Origin of the sequence: Streptomyces sp. NPDC014991, from assembly GCF_043080665.1 — a bacterium.
In the GTDB taxonomy this organism is placed as follows: domain Bacteria; phylum Actinomycetota; class Actinomycetes; order Streptomycetales; family Streptomycetaceae; genus Streptomyces.
The window spans coordinates 133,131-148,231 of record NZ_JBIBVY010000011.1 but is presented as its reverse complement, the minus strand read 5'-3'; the positions used below and the strand labels follow the sequence as shown (position 1 = coordinate 148,231).

The window sequence follows — 15,101 nt, the reverse complement described above, 5'->3', positions numbered from 1 at the left end:
AAGGCCCTCCTCTCGCTCACGCTGTCGTGGTGCGTGAACCCAGGTTTAGCCGTTGTCCGTTGTTCGCCGTCGGGCCGGTTGCAGTGAACAAACAATTGCTGAACAATCCACACCAGAGGGCCGAAAACCCTTCGGGTGGGGAAGCGTGAGCGGGGAAGGGGAGCATGGCCCGCAAGGAGCGTCCGCTGGAGGGGGACGACGGACCGCTGCTGCGGTTCGCCGCGGCTCTGCGCCGCTTACGTCACGAGGCCGGATCCCCGCCGTACCGGGATCTGGCGCACCGCGCCCACTACTCGGTGGCCACCCTGTCCGGCGCCGCCTCCGGACGGCGGCTGCCCAGCCTGGACGTCACGCTTTCCTACGTGCGGGCCTGCGGCGGCGACCCGCGGGAGTGGGAGAGGCGCTGGCACGCCGTCGCCGTCGAACTCCGCGCCGTGTCCTCCGGCACCCCGCAGGAGCGGAACGGCCCGGAGCAGGCGGGGAGCCCGCACGCACAGCCCTGCCCGGAGGTGCCGGCCGGCCCGCTCAGGGGGCCGTACGTCGGTCTGGCGGCCTTCCGGACCGAGGACGCCGACCTGTTCTTCGGCCGCGAGCGTCTCGTCGAGGACCTCCTCGCCACCCTGGCCCGGCGGCGGGCCGTGGCCCTCGTCGGCGCGTCGGGAGCCGGCAAGTCCTCCCTCCTGCGCGCCGGACTGCTGCCGCGCCTGGCCCGTGGCGAACCGCGCCGCACGGTGCGGGTGCTCACCCCCGGACCGCACCCGCGGGAACGCCTGGAGAAGGTGCTCGCCGCGGGGGCGGCATCCGAGGCGGGCTCCGGGACGGCATCCGGGCCTGGCTCCGGGCCGGGTGAACTGGTCGTCGTGGTGGACCAGTTCGAGGAGATCTTCACCGTCTGCACCGACGCCGGCGAGCGGACCCGCTTCATCGCCGCCCTGGTCGAGGAGGCGGAGCGGCCCGGATCCGGCTGCCGGGTGGTCCTGGGCATCCGCGCCGACTTCTACGCCCACTGCACCCGCCACGCCCCGCTCGTCGCCATCCTGCGCGACGCGCAGGTCGTCGTCGGGCCGATGAGCGCCGCCGAACTGCGGTGCGCCGTCGTCGAACCCGCCCGGCGGGCCGGCCTCACCGTTGAGGGCGCCCTCCAGGCCACCCTCGTCGCCCACGCCCACGGGCAGGCCGGAGTCCTCCCCCTGCTGTCCCACGCGCTGCTGGAGACCTGGCGCCGGAGGCGCGGCGCCGCCCTGACGCTGGACGGCTTCCACGCGGCCGGCGGATTCGAGGGGGCACTCGCCCAGTCCGCGGAGAGCCTCTACTCCTCGCTCACCGAGCGTCAGCAGCAACTGGCCCGGCAGACCTTCGTACACCTCATCGCCCTCGGCGAGGGCACCGAGGACACCAAGCGGCCCGTCTCCCGCGAGGAACTCGGCGAGGACGCGGACACCGCGACCGTGCTGGCGCGGGCCGCGGCGCTGCGCCTGCTCACCCTCGACGACGGACGGGTCGAACTCACCCACGAGGCGCTCATCCGGGCCTGGCCCCGGCTGCGCGGCTGGCTGACCGACGACCGTGAACGGTTACGGGCCCACCGTCAGCTCAGCGACGCCGCCCGCGCCTGGGAGACCCTCGGACGGGACCCCGGCGCCCTCTACCGCGGCGCCCGGCTCGCCCTCGCCCGCGACCTCGTCACCAGCCGCGGGATCCGGCTGACCCCGACGGAACAGGCCTTCGTCGACGCCGGCACGGCAGCCGAGGCCGCGGCCGGGAATGCCGCCCGGCGGCGCGCCCGACGCCTGCGCACCCTCGTCGCGCTCCTGGCCGTACTCGTCGTGGTGGCGGCCATCGCCACCGTCGACGCCCGTCGGGCCGAGGACGAGGTCACCCGGCAGCGCAACGACGCGGTCGCCCAGACCATCGCGGACAGCGCGACGGGACTCATCGACACCGATCCCGGGCTGGCGGTACAGCTGGGCATGACGGCCTACCGGCTCGCCCCGACCACCAGGACGCGCGACGCCCTCGTGAGCACCCTGATGACCACCGTGCCGGCCCATGCCAAGGAGGTCCTCGCCCTCGCCTACCGCCCCGACGGACGCCAGCTGGCGACCGCCGGCGGCGACCACACCGCGCGGCTGTGGCGGGTGCGCGGCACCGACCGCCCCGTCGCCCAAGCCACCCTCCGGGGCCACGGGGACGACGTCCGGACCGTGGTCTACCGCCCGGACGGCCGCGCGCTGGCCACCGGGTCCGCCGACGGAAGCGTGCGGCTGTGGGACACGGCGACGCCCACCCGGCCCGCCCTGCTCGCCTCATTCACCGGGCAGGGGGGAGACGTACGTTCCCTCGCCTACGCCCCGGACGGCCGTACGCTCGCCACCTCCGGCAGCGACGGCAGCGTGGGGCTCTGGGACGTCGCCGACCCCGCCAGGCCCGCCCTGCTCACGCGGGTGACCGGACACCGTGACGCGGTCCGTTCGGTGGCGTTCAGCCCGGACGGCCGCACGCTCGCCAGCGCCGGCGAGGACGGCGCCGTACGGCTGACCGCCGTCGCGGACCGGCGCCGGCCGGGACGGCTGGCCGCCCTGGCCGCCCACGGCACCGGCGCGTTCTCCGTGACCTTCAGCCCCGACGGCCGCACACTCGCCACGGCCGGCGGCGGGCACGCCCCGGTACGCCTGTGGGACCTCGCCGACCCGCGCCGTCCGGCCCCGCTCGCCGGCCTCCACGGTCACACCGACGTCGTCGGCTCGGTGGCGTTCAGCCCCGACGGGCGCACCCTCGCCAGCGCGAGCGACGACCGCACGGTGCGGATGTGGAGCGTCGACCGGCCTGCGCACCCGACCGCGCTGACCATACTGACCGGCCACGTCACGGCCGTCAGCTCGGTCGCCTTCAGCCCCGACGGAACCGTGCTGGCCTCCGGCGGCTTCGACGCCACCGTCCGGCTCGCCGGAACCGACCAGGCCCGCGTCATCGCGCACGCCTGCGCGCACACCGGCCCCCGCATCACCCGCGCCCAGTGGACCGCCCACCTGCCGTACGTCGCCTACGCCCCCCCGTGCGGCCGTCCGGACGGCTCCTAGCGGACCGGCCCGCCCCGACGCGAACCCGCGGCCCGGCACCGAGGGAAGCCGACGGTTCGCCCGCCGTCCGGCTGCCCCCGCAAGCCGTCACGCCGTCACGAGTACGTTGACGAGAACGATCACGACGCAGGCCGCGACGGCCACCACCACCACCCAGGGCCACATCGGGTGTTCCTCGGCCGGCTGCACCTCGGTGGGCTCGGGCACGCGTGGCTCCCTGTGAGCGGACGACGGGACCTGACGGCCTCCATCGTGGCCGTGCGCAGGTGCCTTTTCAGTCCGGCCGGCCACCGGCTCCGGGGTGGAGTTTCCTCCACCCCGGCCCCGCCCCCGAGGTCCGCGGCGGCCCGCATCGCCCGCGCCGTCCGGGGAACTCGGCGTCCGGAACACGGGGCCGCCGTCCGGCGGAGGAGGTGCCGTTGCAGTGGACGACTGGGAGATGTGGGAGATGCACGACGAGGTACAGCTGTCACCGCGCGAGCGGCTCGCGCTGGTGCAGATCGAGTCGCGACTCCGGCAGGACCGCCGGTTCGCGCGCCGGATGGGCGCCCCGCGCGGGCCGGGGTGGCTGCCGGCGGCCGTCGTGCTGCTGACGGCCGCGTCGGTGTTCGCTGCCGTCATGGGCATCCGCACCTCCGACCCGGCGCTGCTGTGGTGCTTCGCGGTGCTGTGGCCGCTGACGCTGTTGCAGGTGTTCCGGCTGCTGTGCCGGGCCACCCGCCCCCGGACCCGCTCCGGCGCCCGGGTCACCCCCTGGCTCTGAGCCCCGGGGCGGCAGGCGGGGCCGGGCGACGTGCCCGGCCCCGCCTCCCGCCCCGAACGGTGTCGCGTCAGCTCTCCTTGCCCCGCCCCGACAGCGCGTCGCGCATCCGGTCGACCAGCCCGGCTCCCGGGGCCAGCAGCTTGTTGGCCGGGGGCTTGTCCGGCGCCGCCGGGTGCGGGCGGGTCGGCGCCGTCTTCTTCGCCCGGCGCACCTTGTCGCCGAGGGTCATCAGCGCATCGGCGGAACAGGCCGCCTCCAGCCGCGGGAAGAGGTTCAGCTCCTCGTCGGCCACATGGGAGCGGATCTCGGTCATCAGCTGCGCCATGAGCGTGTCGAACCGGGGGTCGTCGGCCTGACAGCCCTCCAGGTCCTTCATGATCTGCTCGGCCTTGGCGTGGTCCTCCAGCTCCTTGTCGGCCAGGGCGTCCCCGCCCGTCAGGTGCTCGCGCACCGCCGGGTACAAGTAGGCCTCCTCGGCGACCGAGTGACGGACCAGCTCGATCGTGGCCTGGTCGGCCAGGTTCTTGCGCTCGCTGGAACCGGGCGAAAGCGCCTCGATCCGGCCGAAGATCTCCTCGACCTCACGGTGGTCGGTGGTCAGCTCCTGGATGACGTTTCCGCCGTGACCCATCGTCGTACCTCCTGAGTGACACGCGGCGGCCCGTGAACGGCCGGCCGTCGTCCCGCCGGGTGCCCCGGGGACGGCGCGCTACACGGTCCGCTACGCTCCGTCAGCCCATCGGGTGGCAGGCGGCGGCCGTCCGGCCGCTCCGGGCAGCGCCGCCTCCCGCGGTCGTCCATGGTCCGGCCACCGACGGCCGCGCCCGGTGCGCCCACCGGGGTGGTGGTCCCACCCCCCGGACCGGCCTCCGGCACCGCCCTGGCCGCGAGTCGTCTGCAAGTCCTGAAGTCGTCTCGTGAAGCGGCCACTTGCCCGCCGTACAGCCGAATTGCGCGGGGCGGCGCCGCGCCGTGCGGACCGGTCCGGGGGTCAGTCGCGGCAGCTCCCGCCCCGGAGCGGCTCTCCGGGCGGTGGCCGGGCCCGGACGTCGCCGTGCGGGAGCCTTCCCGGCGTGATACGCGGGGCGCCGGAGTCGCGCGAGCACCCGTGATCCGGGAGAATCAGAATCCAACGCGTGAACCCAACTGGCAGGGGAACCCAGCTGCCAGTGCCGTCCAGCAAGCGGCGGCCGATCAGGGCGGTCCTCCGGACGAGCGGGGACCCGGCCCTCTCCTTCCCTTCTCTCCCAGCGGGCCGACGACGTCGGACCCGGCGACGCAGTTCGCGCCCATGCCCGGCCAGGGCGTCTGGCGAGGCGCGAACGACGTGGACGAAGGAACAGTCCCATGACTGCTGAGACACCGTTCTCCTGGCGGCGCGCCCTCGTGACCGGCGGTGCCGGTTTCCTCGGCTCCCATCTGTGCGAACGGCTGCTGGATTCGGGCGTCGAAGTCGACTGTGCCGACAACCTGGCCTGCGGGCGGCGCGAGAACGTCGCGCACCTGGAGGAGCGGCCCGGCTTCCGGTACGTGCACTGCGACGTCTGCGCGGCCGAGTGCACCGGACTGCTGCCGGGCCCCTACGACCTGGTACTGCACTTCGCCTGCCCGGCCTCACCCGCCGACTACCTGCGGATGCCGCTGGAGACGCTGGACGTCGGCAGCCTCGGCACCCGCAACGCGCTGACGATCGCCGAACGCCACGGCGCCCGCTTCCTGCTGGCCTCCACCTCCGAGGTGTACGGCGATCCGCTGGTGCACCCGCAGCACGAGGGCTACTGGGGCAACGTCAACCCGATCGGGCCGCGCAGTGTGTACGACGAGTCCAAGCGGTTCGGCGAGGCCCTGGTGACCGCGCACGCCGGCAGCAGGGGGACGAACGCCGGGATAGTACGACTGTTCAACACCTACGGGCCGCGCATGCGGGCTCATGACGGCCGCGCGGTACCGACGTTCATCTGCCAGGCCCTGGCCGGCGAACCGCTCACCGTGACCGGTGACGGCAGCCAGACCCGCTCGCTGTGCTACGTCGACGACACCGTCGACGGCATCCTGCGGGTGGCCGCCAGCCGCTCCGTACGGCCCGTCAACATCGGTGGCAGCGACGAGATCACCGTCGCCGACCTGGCCCGCCGGGTGGTCGCCCTGACCGGCTCCCGCTCGCCGATCGCGTTCATAGACCGGCCCGTGGACGATCCCGGCCGGCGCCGCCCCGACACCACCCTGGCGCGCGAGCTGCTCGGCTGGTCCCCGCAAGTCCCGTGGGAGGAGGGCCTGAAGCAGACCATCGCCTACTTCTCCGCCCTGCCCCCGGAACCGCTCTCGCGTGCGGAGGTCCCGGCCCCGCAGTCCTGACCCCCGCCCCCGGCCCTGGAGACAGCGCATGCACGTCCTCGGAATCAACGCACTCTTCCACGATCCCGCCGCCGCCCTCATCACCGACGGCACGGTCGTGGCGGCAGCGGAGGAGGAACGCTTCTCACGCCGCAAGCACGGCAAGCGGCCCGTTCCCTTCTCCGCCTGGGAGCTGCCCGAGCAGTCGGCCCGCTGGTGCCTGGCACAGGCCGGCCTCACCCCGTCCGACCTGGACGCCGTCGCCTACTCCTACGACCCGGCGCTCGCCCGCCCCGCCGAGCGGATGGGGCTGCACGACCCCTGGGACCACCTGCGGCAGGAGTACGCCCGCCGGGCCCCGGAATTCCTCGCCGAGGCCCTGCCCGGACTCGACCCGGCCAAGGTCAGGTTCGTCCCGCACCACGTGGCCCACGCCGCCTCCGCCGGGGCCGTCTCGCCGTACCCGGACTGCGCCGTCCTCGTCCTGGACGGCCGCGGCGAGTGCGGCTCCCACCTGGCCGGCCGCTACACCGGCCGCGAACTGACCGTCCTCGGCACCCAGGAACTGCCCGACTCCCTCGGCCTGTTCTACGAGGACCTCACCCAGCACCTCGGATTCCTGCGCAGCAGCGACGAGTTCAAGGTCATGGCCCTCGCCTCCCACGGCACCCCGCGCTTCGCCGGCCGGCTGCGCGAGTACGTCCACGCCGAGGACGGCGGCGGTTTCCGGGCCCGCCCGGTGCCCTGGGCGGATCTCGTCCCGCCGCGCCCCGCCGACGGCACCTGGGACCAGGACCACGCCGACCTCGCCGCCAGTGCCCAGCTCTGCCTGGAAGAAGCCATGCTGGCCCTCGCCCGGTGGCTGCGCGAGCGCACCGGTGAGGACGTGCTCGCCCTGGCCGGCGGTGTCGCGCTGAACTGCGTGGCCAACACGCGGCTGTGGCGGGACAGCGGCTTCGCACACGTGTGGGTGCAGCCGGCCGCCGGCGACGCCGGCACGGCCCTGGGCGCGGCGGCGCACGTCGCCGGGCAGAAGGACACCCTGGAGCCGATGCCGACCGCCGCCCTCGGCCGTGGCTGGAGCGACGCCGAGCTGCGGGAGCGGCTGGAACGGGCGGCCCTGCCGTACGAGGAGCCCGCCGACATCGCCGAGACGGCCGCCGAGGCGCTGGCCGCCGACGGCATCGTGGCCTGGTTCCAGGGCCGCAGCGAGTACGGGCCCCGCGCGCTCGGGCACCGCTCGCTGCTCGCCCACCCGGGCCGGGCCGCCAACCTGGAGCGGCTCAACGCCGTCAAGGGACGCGAGGAGTTCCGGCCCGTCGCGCCCATGGTCCTCGCCGAACGGGCGGGCGAGATCTTCGACGGGCCGCTGCCCAGCCCCCACATGCTGTTCGTGCACGAGGTGGCCCCCGACTGGAGGGCCCGCATCCCGGCCGTGGTCCACGTCGACGGCACGGCCCGCATCCAGACCGTGGACCGGGCCCAGGAGCCCCTGGTCGCCCGCATGATCGAGGGCTTCGAACGGCGCACCGGACTGCCGGTGGTGGTCAACACCAGCCTGAACACCGCCGGCCGCCCCATGGTCGACGACCCCGGGGACGCCCTGGAGTGCTTCGGCTCGGCCCCCGTGGACCTGCTGGTGCTCGGCCCGTTCGCGATCCGCCGCGGGAAGGCGTTCGCATGAGCGACGCACCCGCCTACACCGTTGTCGTCCCGACGATCGGCCGCCCCTGCCTCGCCGAGTGCCTGCGCGCGCTCGCCGCGGCCGGCGACCACCCGCCGCACGAGGTGGTCGTCGTGGACGACCGGCCCGCGGCCGACGGCGGCCTGCCGCTGGAGACGGCCGGGCAGCTGCTCGACCGCGTACGCACCCTGCGCACCGGCGGCCGGGGCCCGGCCGCCGCCCGCAACGCCGGCTGGCAGACCGTCCGTACGTCCTGGACGGTCTTCCTGGACGACGACGTCCAGGTGCTGCCCGACTGGTCCCGGCGGCTCGCCGAGGACCTGCGGGAGGCCGGCCCCGACATCGGCGGCATCCAGGGGCGGCTGCGGGTCCCCCTGCCACCGGACCGCCGGCCCACCGACTGGGAACGCACCACCAAGGGCCTGGAGAACGCCGCCTGGGCCACGGCCGACATGGCCTACCGCACCGAGGCCCTCGAACGGACCGGCGGCTTCGACGAACGCTTTCCGCGCGCCTTCCGCGAGGACGCCGACCTCGCGCTGCGCGTGCGGCGGGCCGGCTGGTCCCTGGTCCGGGGCGGGCGGGTCACCCGGCACCCGGTCCGCCCGGCCCACTGGTGGGCCTCGTTGCCCGCGCAGCGCGGCAACGCCGACGACGTCCTGATGAACCGGCTGCACGGCCGTGACTGGTGGGACCGCGCACAGGCGCCCCGCGGCCGGCTGCCCCGCCACCTCGTGGTCACGGCAGCCGCCCTCGCCGCCGCCTCCTGCGCCCTGACCGGGCGGCGCCGGGCGGCGACCGCCTGGGCGGCGCTGTGGACGCTGGGCACCGCCGAGTTCGCCCTCGCCCGCATCCTGCCCGGCCCGCGTACCGCCCGCGAGATCGCCGGGATGCTCGGCACCAGCGTGCTCATCCCGCCCCTCGCCGTCCGGCACTGGGTGCGCGGCGTCGTCCGCCACCGGCATGCCGAACCCCTGGGGGGTGCCTGGTGAGCGGGCTGTGCGCCGTTCTCTTCGACCGTGACGGCACCCTCGTGCAGGACGTGCCGTACAACGGCGACCCCGGCCGGGTCCGGCTGCTGCCGGGTGCCGCCGCGGCCGTCGCGCTGGCACGGTCCGCCGGGCTGCCGACCGCGGTCGTCAGCAACCAGTCCGGCATCGGCCGCGGCCTGCTCACCGTCGACCAGGTGCTCCGCGTCAACGAGCGTGCCGACGAGCTGCTGGGCGGACTGGACACCTGGGTGTTCTGCCCGCACGCCCCCGACGCGGGCTGCGCCTGCCGCAAACCCCGGCCCGGCCTGATCCGCACCGCCGCCGCCCGGCTGGGCGTCGAGACCGCCGGGTGCCTGGTGATCGGCGACATCGGCGCGGACGTGCTGGCCGCCCGCGCGGCGGGCGCCCGGGGCGTGCTCGTCCCGAACGCGGCCACGGCGCCGGCGGAGGTCGCGCGTTTCGCCATGGACAGCGCCCCCGACGTGCTCACCGCCGTGCGCGCGGCGCTGGCCGAGGCCGGTATCACGGCCGGGGGACGGACGTCCGTACGGACCACGGCCGCCGGCCGGTCCCGGACGCGGACACCCCGGTACGACACCACCGCTCCCGCGGCTCCCACGGCTTCCGCAGCCCGCAGCACCCCCACGACCACGGCCTCCACCGCCGCCCCTGCCGCCCCCGCCGCCCCCGAGGGCGAGCGGCCGTACGGTGCGGCGGCTGCCGCCAGCGAGCGGTCGTGCGACGTGGCGGGTCACGGGACTCCCTCGGGGAGGCGGTCGCGGTGAAGGCCCTCGTCGTCCGTCTCGACAGCTTCGGTGACGTCCTGCTCGCCGGCCCCGCCGTACGCGCCGTCGCCGCCCACGCCTCCCACGTCACGATGCTCTGCGGTCCGCGCGGCGCGGACGCCGCCCGGCTGCTGCCCGGCGTCGACGAGGTGCTGGAGTGGGCGGCGCCCTGGGAGGGCTTCGACCCGCCCCCGGTCGTCCCGGCGGACGTCGACGCCCTGCTGGAACGGCTGCGCGCCGGCGCCTACGACACCGCGCTCGTCCTCACCTCCTTCCACCAGAGCCCGTTGCCCACCGCGCTGCTGCTGCGGCTCGCGGGCATCGGCCGGATCGGCGCCGACAGCGTCGACCACCCCGGCCGGCTGCTCGACGTACGCCACCGGCGGCAGGCCGGCCGGCACGAGGCCGAGGCGGCCCTGGAGACGGCCGCCGCCCTGGGCTTCCCGCTCCCCGCCCAGGACGACGGCCGGCTGCTCGTGCTGCCTCCTCCGGACACCGGCAGCCTCACCGGCCACGGCCCCTACGTCGTCCTGCACCCCGGCGCCAGCGCCCCAGCCCGCGCCTGGAGCCCGCACCGCTGCGCGGAGGCCGTCGCCCTGCTCACCGACGCCGGGCACCGCGTCGTCGTCACCGGCGGCCCCGGCGAGAGGGCCCTGACCCGGCAGGTGAGCGGCGACCTCGCCGTGGACCTCGGCGGCCGCACCTCCCCCCGCACCCTTGCCGGTGTGCTGCGCATGGCCGACGCGGTGATCAGCGCCAACACCGGCCCCGCCCACCTCGCCGCCGCCGTCGGCACCCCGGTGGTCTCACTGTTCGCGCCGGTCGTGCCGGCCGGCCGCTGGGCGCCGTACGGCGTCCCCGTCATCCTGCTCGGCGACCAGTCGGCGCCCTGCGCGGACACCCGGGCCCTCACCTGCCCCGTGCCCGGCCACCCCTGCCTCGACGAGGTCACCGGGCAGGACGTGGTGCGCGCGGTGCACAAGCTCATCCAGGAGCGGCACTCATGAACATCCTCGTCTGGCACGTGCACGGATCCTGGCTCACCGCCTTCGTGCGGGGCCCGCACACCTACCTGGTCCCGGTCACCGGGGACCGCGGCCCCGACGGGCTCGGCCGGGCCGTCACCTGGGACTGGCCCGCGACCGTCCGGGAACGCGCCCCCGGGGAACTGCGGGACAGCGACATCGACCTGATGGTCCTGCAACGCCCCCACGAGATCGACCTGGCCGCGCGCTGGACCGGCCGCAGGCCGGGCGTGGACGTCCCCGCCGTGTACGTCGAGCACAACACCCCCGACGCCTCACCCGAGCGGCAGCTCCACCCGCTGGCCGGACAGTCCCGGATCCCGGTCGTGCACGTCACCCACTTCAACCGGCTGATGTGGGACAACGGCCGGGCCCCGACCGAGGTCGTCGAGCACGGCATCGTCGACCCCGGCCCGCTCTGGACCGGCACCGAGCGGCGCGCGGCCGTCGTGGTCAACGAACCCGTGCGCAGGGGCCGTACCACCGGCACCGACCTGCTGCCCCGGTTCGCCCGCTCCGCGCCCCTGGACGTCTTCGGTATGCGCGCCGGAGGACTCGCCGAGCACCTCGGCCTGCCGCCCGGCCGCTGCCGCACCCGGGACCTCCCGCAGCACGAACTGCACCGCGAGATGGCCCGCTGCCGTCTCTACCTGCACCCCGTGCGCTGGACCTCGCTGGGCCTGTCCCTGCTGGAGGCCATGTTCCTCGGCATGCCCGTGGTCGCCCTGGACACCACCGAGGTCCGCGAGGCCGTACCCGACGGCGCCGGGGTGGTCTCGAACCGCCTCGACGTACTGGAGGACGCCGTACGGGCCCTCCTCGCCGAACCCGAGCTGGCCCGCCGCACCGGCGCGGCGGCCCGGGCGGCGGCCCAGGCCCGCTACGGAGAGCGGCGCTTCCTGGAGGACTGGGAACGCCTGATCAAGGAGGTCACCCGATGAGCCGCATTCCGCACACGGCCGGGCGCGTCGCCATGGTCTCCGAGCACGCCAGCCCGCTGGCCGCGCTCGGCGGACCGGACGCGGGCGGCCAGAACGTGTACGTGGCGCAGGTCGCCCGGCAGCTCGCCAGAAAGGGATACCGGGTCACGGTGTACACCCGGCGGGACTCGGCGGGCCTGCCGGACCGGGTGACCCTCATCGACGGCGTCCAGGTCGTGCACGTGCCCGCCGGGCCGCCCGCGCCCGTCCCCAAGGACGAACTCCTGCCGCACATGGCCGAGTTCGGGGACTTCCTGGCCCGGCACTGGACACAGAGCCCGCCCGACGTGGTCCATGCCCACTTCTGGATGTCGGGCCTGGCCGCCCTGGCCGGCTCCCGGGAACTCGGCATCCCCGTCGTGCAGACCTACCACGCGCTCGGCACGGTCAAGCAGCGCTACCAGGGCAGCGCCGACACCAGCCCGCCGCAACGCCTCGCCATCGAGGAGGCCATCGGCCACGAGTGCACCCGGATCATCGCCACGTGCAGCGACGAGGTGGCCGAACTGAAGGCCATGGGGCTGCCGGAGGACCGGATCAGCGTGGTGCCCTGCGGAGTCGACCCCGACCAGTTCGCGCCCGTCGGCCGCCCGCGCCGGGCCGGCACCCGCCGACGGCTGCTGGCCGTCGGCCGGCTCGTCCCCCGCAAGGGGTACGACCGCGCCATCCACGCCCTGGCCGGCGTCCCCGACGCGGAACTCCTCATCGCCGGCGGCCCCGAGGCCGACCTGCTCGGCACCGAACCCGAGGCCGCGCGCCTGTACGGCATAGCCGCCGAACTCGGGGTGTCCGACCGGGTCACCCTGCTCGGCGGTGTCAGCCGGGCCCGCATGCCCCGGCTGATGTCCAGCGCCGACCTGGTGCTGTCGCTGCCCCGGTACGAGCCGTTCGGCATCGTCCCGCTGGAGGCCATGGCCTGCGCCACCCCGGTCGTCGCCACCGCCGTCGGCGGCCAGCTCGACACCGTCGTGGACGGCACCACCGGCGTCCTCGTCCCGGCCGACGACGGACACGACCTCGGCGCGGTCGTCCGCACCCTCCTCGCCGACCCCGACCGGCTCGCCCGGTACGGAGCCGCCGGCCGCGAACGGGTCCTCGGCCACTACACCTGGGACCGGGTCACCGACGGCGTGGCCGGGGTGTACGGCGCCGTGTCCTCCGTCCGCTCGCTCTCGGGAGTCCTCCGATGAAGACCGCCACGGGCACCACGCACGGAACCGCCGCCACCGACACCACCCACTGCGACGACCTGATGAAGGCGCTCAAGGCGTTCCGCGACCGCGGTCCGCTCCTCGAACGCTGGGGCACCGACCTCGCCCACCGGCTGGGCTCCGGCGCCCGGCTGCTCGTCGCGGGCAACGGCGGCAGCGCCGCGCAGGCACAGCACCTCACCGCCGAACTCGTGGGCCGCTACCGCGAGGACCGGCCGCCGTTCTCCGCGGTCGCCCTGCACGCCGACACCTCATCCACCACCGCGATCGCCAACGACTACGGTGTCCAGGAGGTGTTCGCCCGCCAGACCGCCGCCCACGGCCGTCCCGGAGACGTCCTGCTGCTGCTGTCCACCAGCGGAGCGAGCGCCAACCTGCTGGCCGCCGCCGAGCGTGCCCGCCACATGGGCATGACGGTGTGGGCGCTGACCGGACGGGCCCCCAATCCGCTGCACCTCGGCGCGGACGAGGCCCTGTGCGTCGACGCCCCCGTCGCCGCCACCGTCCAGGAACTGCACCTGGTCGCCGTGCACATGCTGTGCGAGGCCTTCGACCGGGCCGTCGAGCGCGGCGAGGCCGACCACCGGGCCGACGGCGACGGCAACGACGGCAAGCCCGCGGCCGACGTCAGGCCGGGCGTCGTCGGCCGGCTGGTGGGCCGCGCCCGCACCGTCGGCCGTGCCGCGTCCGGCGCGCCCGTAGCCCCCACGGAGGGACACGCGTGAACGCCTCGCACACACCCCTGGTCGTCGTGGGCGACGCCCTGCTCGACCACGATCTGTGCGGCCGGGCCGAACGCCTGGCCCCGGACGCCCCCGTGCCCGTCGTCCACGGCACCCGGCGCAGCTCCCGTCCCGGCGGAGCCGCCCTCGCCGCCTGCCTCGCGGCGGGTGACGGACGCCCCGTCACCCTGGTCACCGCCCTCGGCACGGACCCCGCCAGCGACACCCTGCGCGAGCTGCTGGCCGGCCGGGTCCACCTGGTCGAGGTGCCGCTGGAGGGCAGCCTCAGCAGCAAGACCCGGGTCCTGGCGGGAGACCGGCCGCTGCTGCGCCTCGACGACGGCGAGGGACGCGCCCGCGAGGCGACCCGGGAGGCGGTGTCCACGGTCGCGGCGGCCGACGGCGTCCTCGTCGCCGACTACGGCCGCGGCACCGCCGACGTCCTGCGGGACGCGCTGACCCACACCGCGGCGCCCGTCGTCTGGGACCCCCACGTCCGCGGCCGGGCCCCCGTACCCGGCGTCCGCCTGGTCACCCCCTCGGCACAGGAGGCGCGCGCCTTCGCCCGGCAGCCGGCCGACGGCGACGACGCCGGCGACACGGCCGGACTGCGCACCGCCGCCCGGGACGCCCGCGCCCTGGTCGCCGCCTGGCAGGCGCAGGCCGTCGCCGTGACCCTCGGCGAGCGCGGCGCCCTCCTCTCCCACGGTGACACGCCGCTGCTCGTGCCGACCCCGGCCGCCGCCTCCGGCGACCCCTGCGGCGCCGGCGACCGGTTCGCCTCCGCCGCCGCCGGTCTGCTCGCCGACGGTGCCCTCACCGAGGCCGCCGTCCAGGCCGCGGTCCACGCCGCCACCCGCTACGTCGCCGAGGGCGGCGCCCGCGCGGTCGCCGGCCCGGAGCGGCCCGAGCCGGCCGCCGGGGCCCCGGCCGACGGTGACACCACCGCCGACGCCGTGCGCACCGCCACCCGTGTCCGGGCCGCGGGCGGCACCGTCGTCGCCGCGGGCGGCTGCTTCGACCTGCTGCACGCCGGGCACGTCGCCCTGCTCCAGGCCGCCCGCCGGGCCGGCGAGTGCCTGATCGTCTGCGTCAACTCCGACGACTCGGTACGCCGCCGCAAGGGCGACGGCCGGCCCCTCGTCCCGGCCGCCGACCGGGTGCGGGTGCTGCGCGCCCTGGAGTGCGTGGACGCGGTCGCCGTCTTCGACGAGGACACCCCCGAACGCATCCTCGGCGAACTCCGCCCGCACATCTGGGCCAAGGGCGGCGACTACGCCCGGACCCGGCTGCCCGAACAGCCCCTCGTGGAGAGCTGGGGCGGCCAGGTCCTGCTCCTGCCCTACCTCGACGGCCGCTCCACCACCGTCCTGGCCCGCCGCGCGGCCCGAACCCCCGCCCCGGGCACCCCGAGGTGACCCCCACGACCCGTCTCCGCGCCCCGCACACGCCCGCCCCGCCGGGCCCTGCGCGCACGGCCGGCCCGCCGGGAGGCTTCGGCGCCTGCCGTCGGACGGGAGAGGCG

At 75.9% G+C, this 15,101-nt stretch carries 12 protein-coding genes; 11 read left to right on the top strand and 1 reads right to left on the bottom strand.

The features are described 5' to 3' along the window. The first annotated feature begins 164 nt into the window (after window positions 1-164). Window positions 165-3,080 (top strand): hypothetical protein, encoded by a 2,916-nt coding sequence (locus ACF1BE_RS19010; RefSeq protein ID WP_392200190.1) that lies wholly within the window; start codon window positions 165-167, stop codon window positions 3,078-3,080. A 424-nt stretch (window positions 3,081-3,504) separates the two neighbouring features. Next, window positions 3,505-3,843 carry a DUF3040 domain-containing protein gene (locus tag ACF1BE_RS19005; protein WP_392200189.1) on the top strand — a complete coding sequence of 113 codons (339 nt, stop codon included), beginning with the start codon at window positions 3,505-3,507 and terminating at the stop codon, window positions 3,841-3,843. Between the two features lie 67 nt (window positions 3,844-3,910). Here ACF1BE_RS19005 and ACF1BE_RS19000 read toward each other — a convergent pair whose 3' ends face one another. Next, on the bottom strand, window positions 3,911-4,474 hold the full coding sequence (locus tag ACF1BE_RS19000) for a hemerythrin domain-containing protein (protein WP_392200188.1): 564 nt from the start codon (window positions 4,472-4,474) through the stop codon (window positions 3,911-3,913). A gap of 716 nt (window positions 4,475-5,190) precedes the next feature. Between ACF1BE_RS19000 and ACF1BE_RS18995 the strand changes: the two genes are divergently transcribed. Genes ACF1BE_RS18995 through ACF1BE_RS18955 form a run of 9 tightly spaced genes read left to right on the top strand, consistent with a single transcriptional unit; the run spans window position 5,191 to window position 14,994 of the window. Then, window positions 5,191-6,198, top strand: a complete 1,008-nt coding sequence (locus ACF1BE_RS18995; RefSeq protein WP_392200187.1) for an NAD-dependent epimerase/dehydratase family protein — start codon at window positions 5,191-5,193, stop codon at window positions 6,196-6,198. Window positions 6,199-6,226: 28 nt separating this feature from the next. Beyond that, window positions 6,227-7,861 (top strand): carbamoyltransferase, encoded by a 1,635-nt coding sequence (locus ACF1BE_RS18990; protein ID WP_392200186.1) that lies wholly within the window; start codon window positions 6,227-6,229, stop codon window positions 7,859-7,861. Continuing rightward, the gene (locus tag ACF1BE_RS18985) at window positions 7,858-8,853 is read left to right on the top strand and encodes a glycosyltransferase family 2 protein (RefSeq protein ID WP_392200185.1); all 996 of its coding nucleotides are present in this window, start codon (window positions 7,858-7,860) and stop codon (window positions 8,851-8,853) included. The genes ACF1BE_RS18990 and ACF1BE_RS18985 overlap by 4 nt, the downstream gene beginning before the upstream one ends. After that, window positions 8,850-9,638: a D-glycero-alpha-D-manno-heptose-1,7-bisphosphate 7-phosphatase gene (locus ACF1BE_RS18980; RefSeq protein ID WP_392200184.1), complete on the top strand. Its 789-nt coding sequence runs from the start codon at window positions 8,850-8,852 to the stop codon at window positions 9,636-9,638. The genes ACF1BE_RS18985 and ACF1BE_RS18980 overlap by 4 nt, the downstream gene beginning before the upstream one ends. Beyond that, complete coding sequence (locus ACF1BE_RS18975; protein WP_392200183.1) at window positions 9,635-10,645, top strand: glycosyltransferase family 9 protein; 1,011 nt, start codon at window positions 9,635-9,637, stop codon at window positions 10,643-10,645. Before ACF1BE_RS18980 ends, ACF1BE_RS18975 begins: the two co-directional genes overlap by 4 nt. After that, the gene (locus ACF1BE_RS18970) at window positions 10,642-11,604 is read left to right on the top strand and encodes a glycosyltransferase (RefSeq protein ID WP_392200182.1); all 963 of its coding nucleotides are present in this window, start codon (window positions 10,642-10,644) and stop codon (window positions 11,602-11,604) included. Before ACF1BE_RS18975 ends, ACF1BE_RS18970 begins: the two co-directional genes overlap by 4 nt. Then, window positions 11,601-12,833: a glycosyltransferase gene (locus ACF1BE_RS18965; RefSeq protein ID WP_392200181.1), complete on the top strand. Its 1,233-nt coding sequence runs from the start codon at window positions 11,601-11,603 to the stop codon at window positions 12,831-12,833. The genes ACF1BE_RS18970 and ACF1BE_RS18965 overlap by 4 nt, the downstream gene beginning before the upstream one ends. After that, a complete protein-coding gene (locus ACF1BE_RS18960) occupies window positions 12,830-13,579 on the top strand; it encodes an SIS domain-containing protein (RefSeq protein WP_392200180.1) in 750 nt (249 codons plus the stop codon). Before ACF1BE_RS18965 ends, ACF1BE_RS18960 begins: the two co-directional genes overlap by 4 nt. Then, window positions 13,576-14,994 (top strand): PfkB family carbohydrate kinase, encoded by a 1,419-nt coding sequence (locus tag ACF1BE_RS18955; protein ID WP_392200179.1) that lies wholly within the window; start codon window positions 13,576-13,578, stop codon window positions 14,992-14,994. The genes ACF1BE_RS18960 and ACF1BE_RS18955 overlap by 4 nt, the downstream gene beginning before the upstream one ends. The last annotated feature ends 107 nt before the right edge of the window (window positions 14,995-15,101 follow it).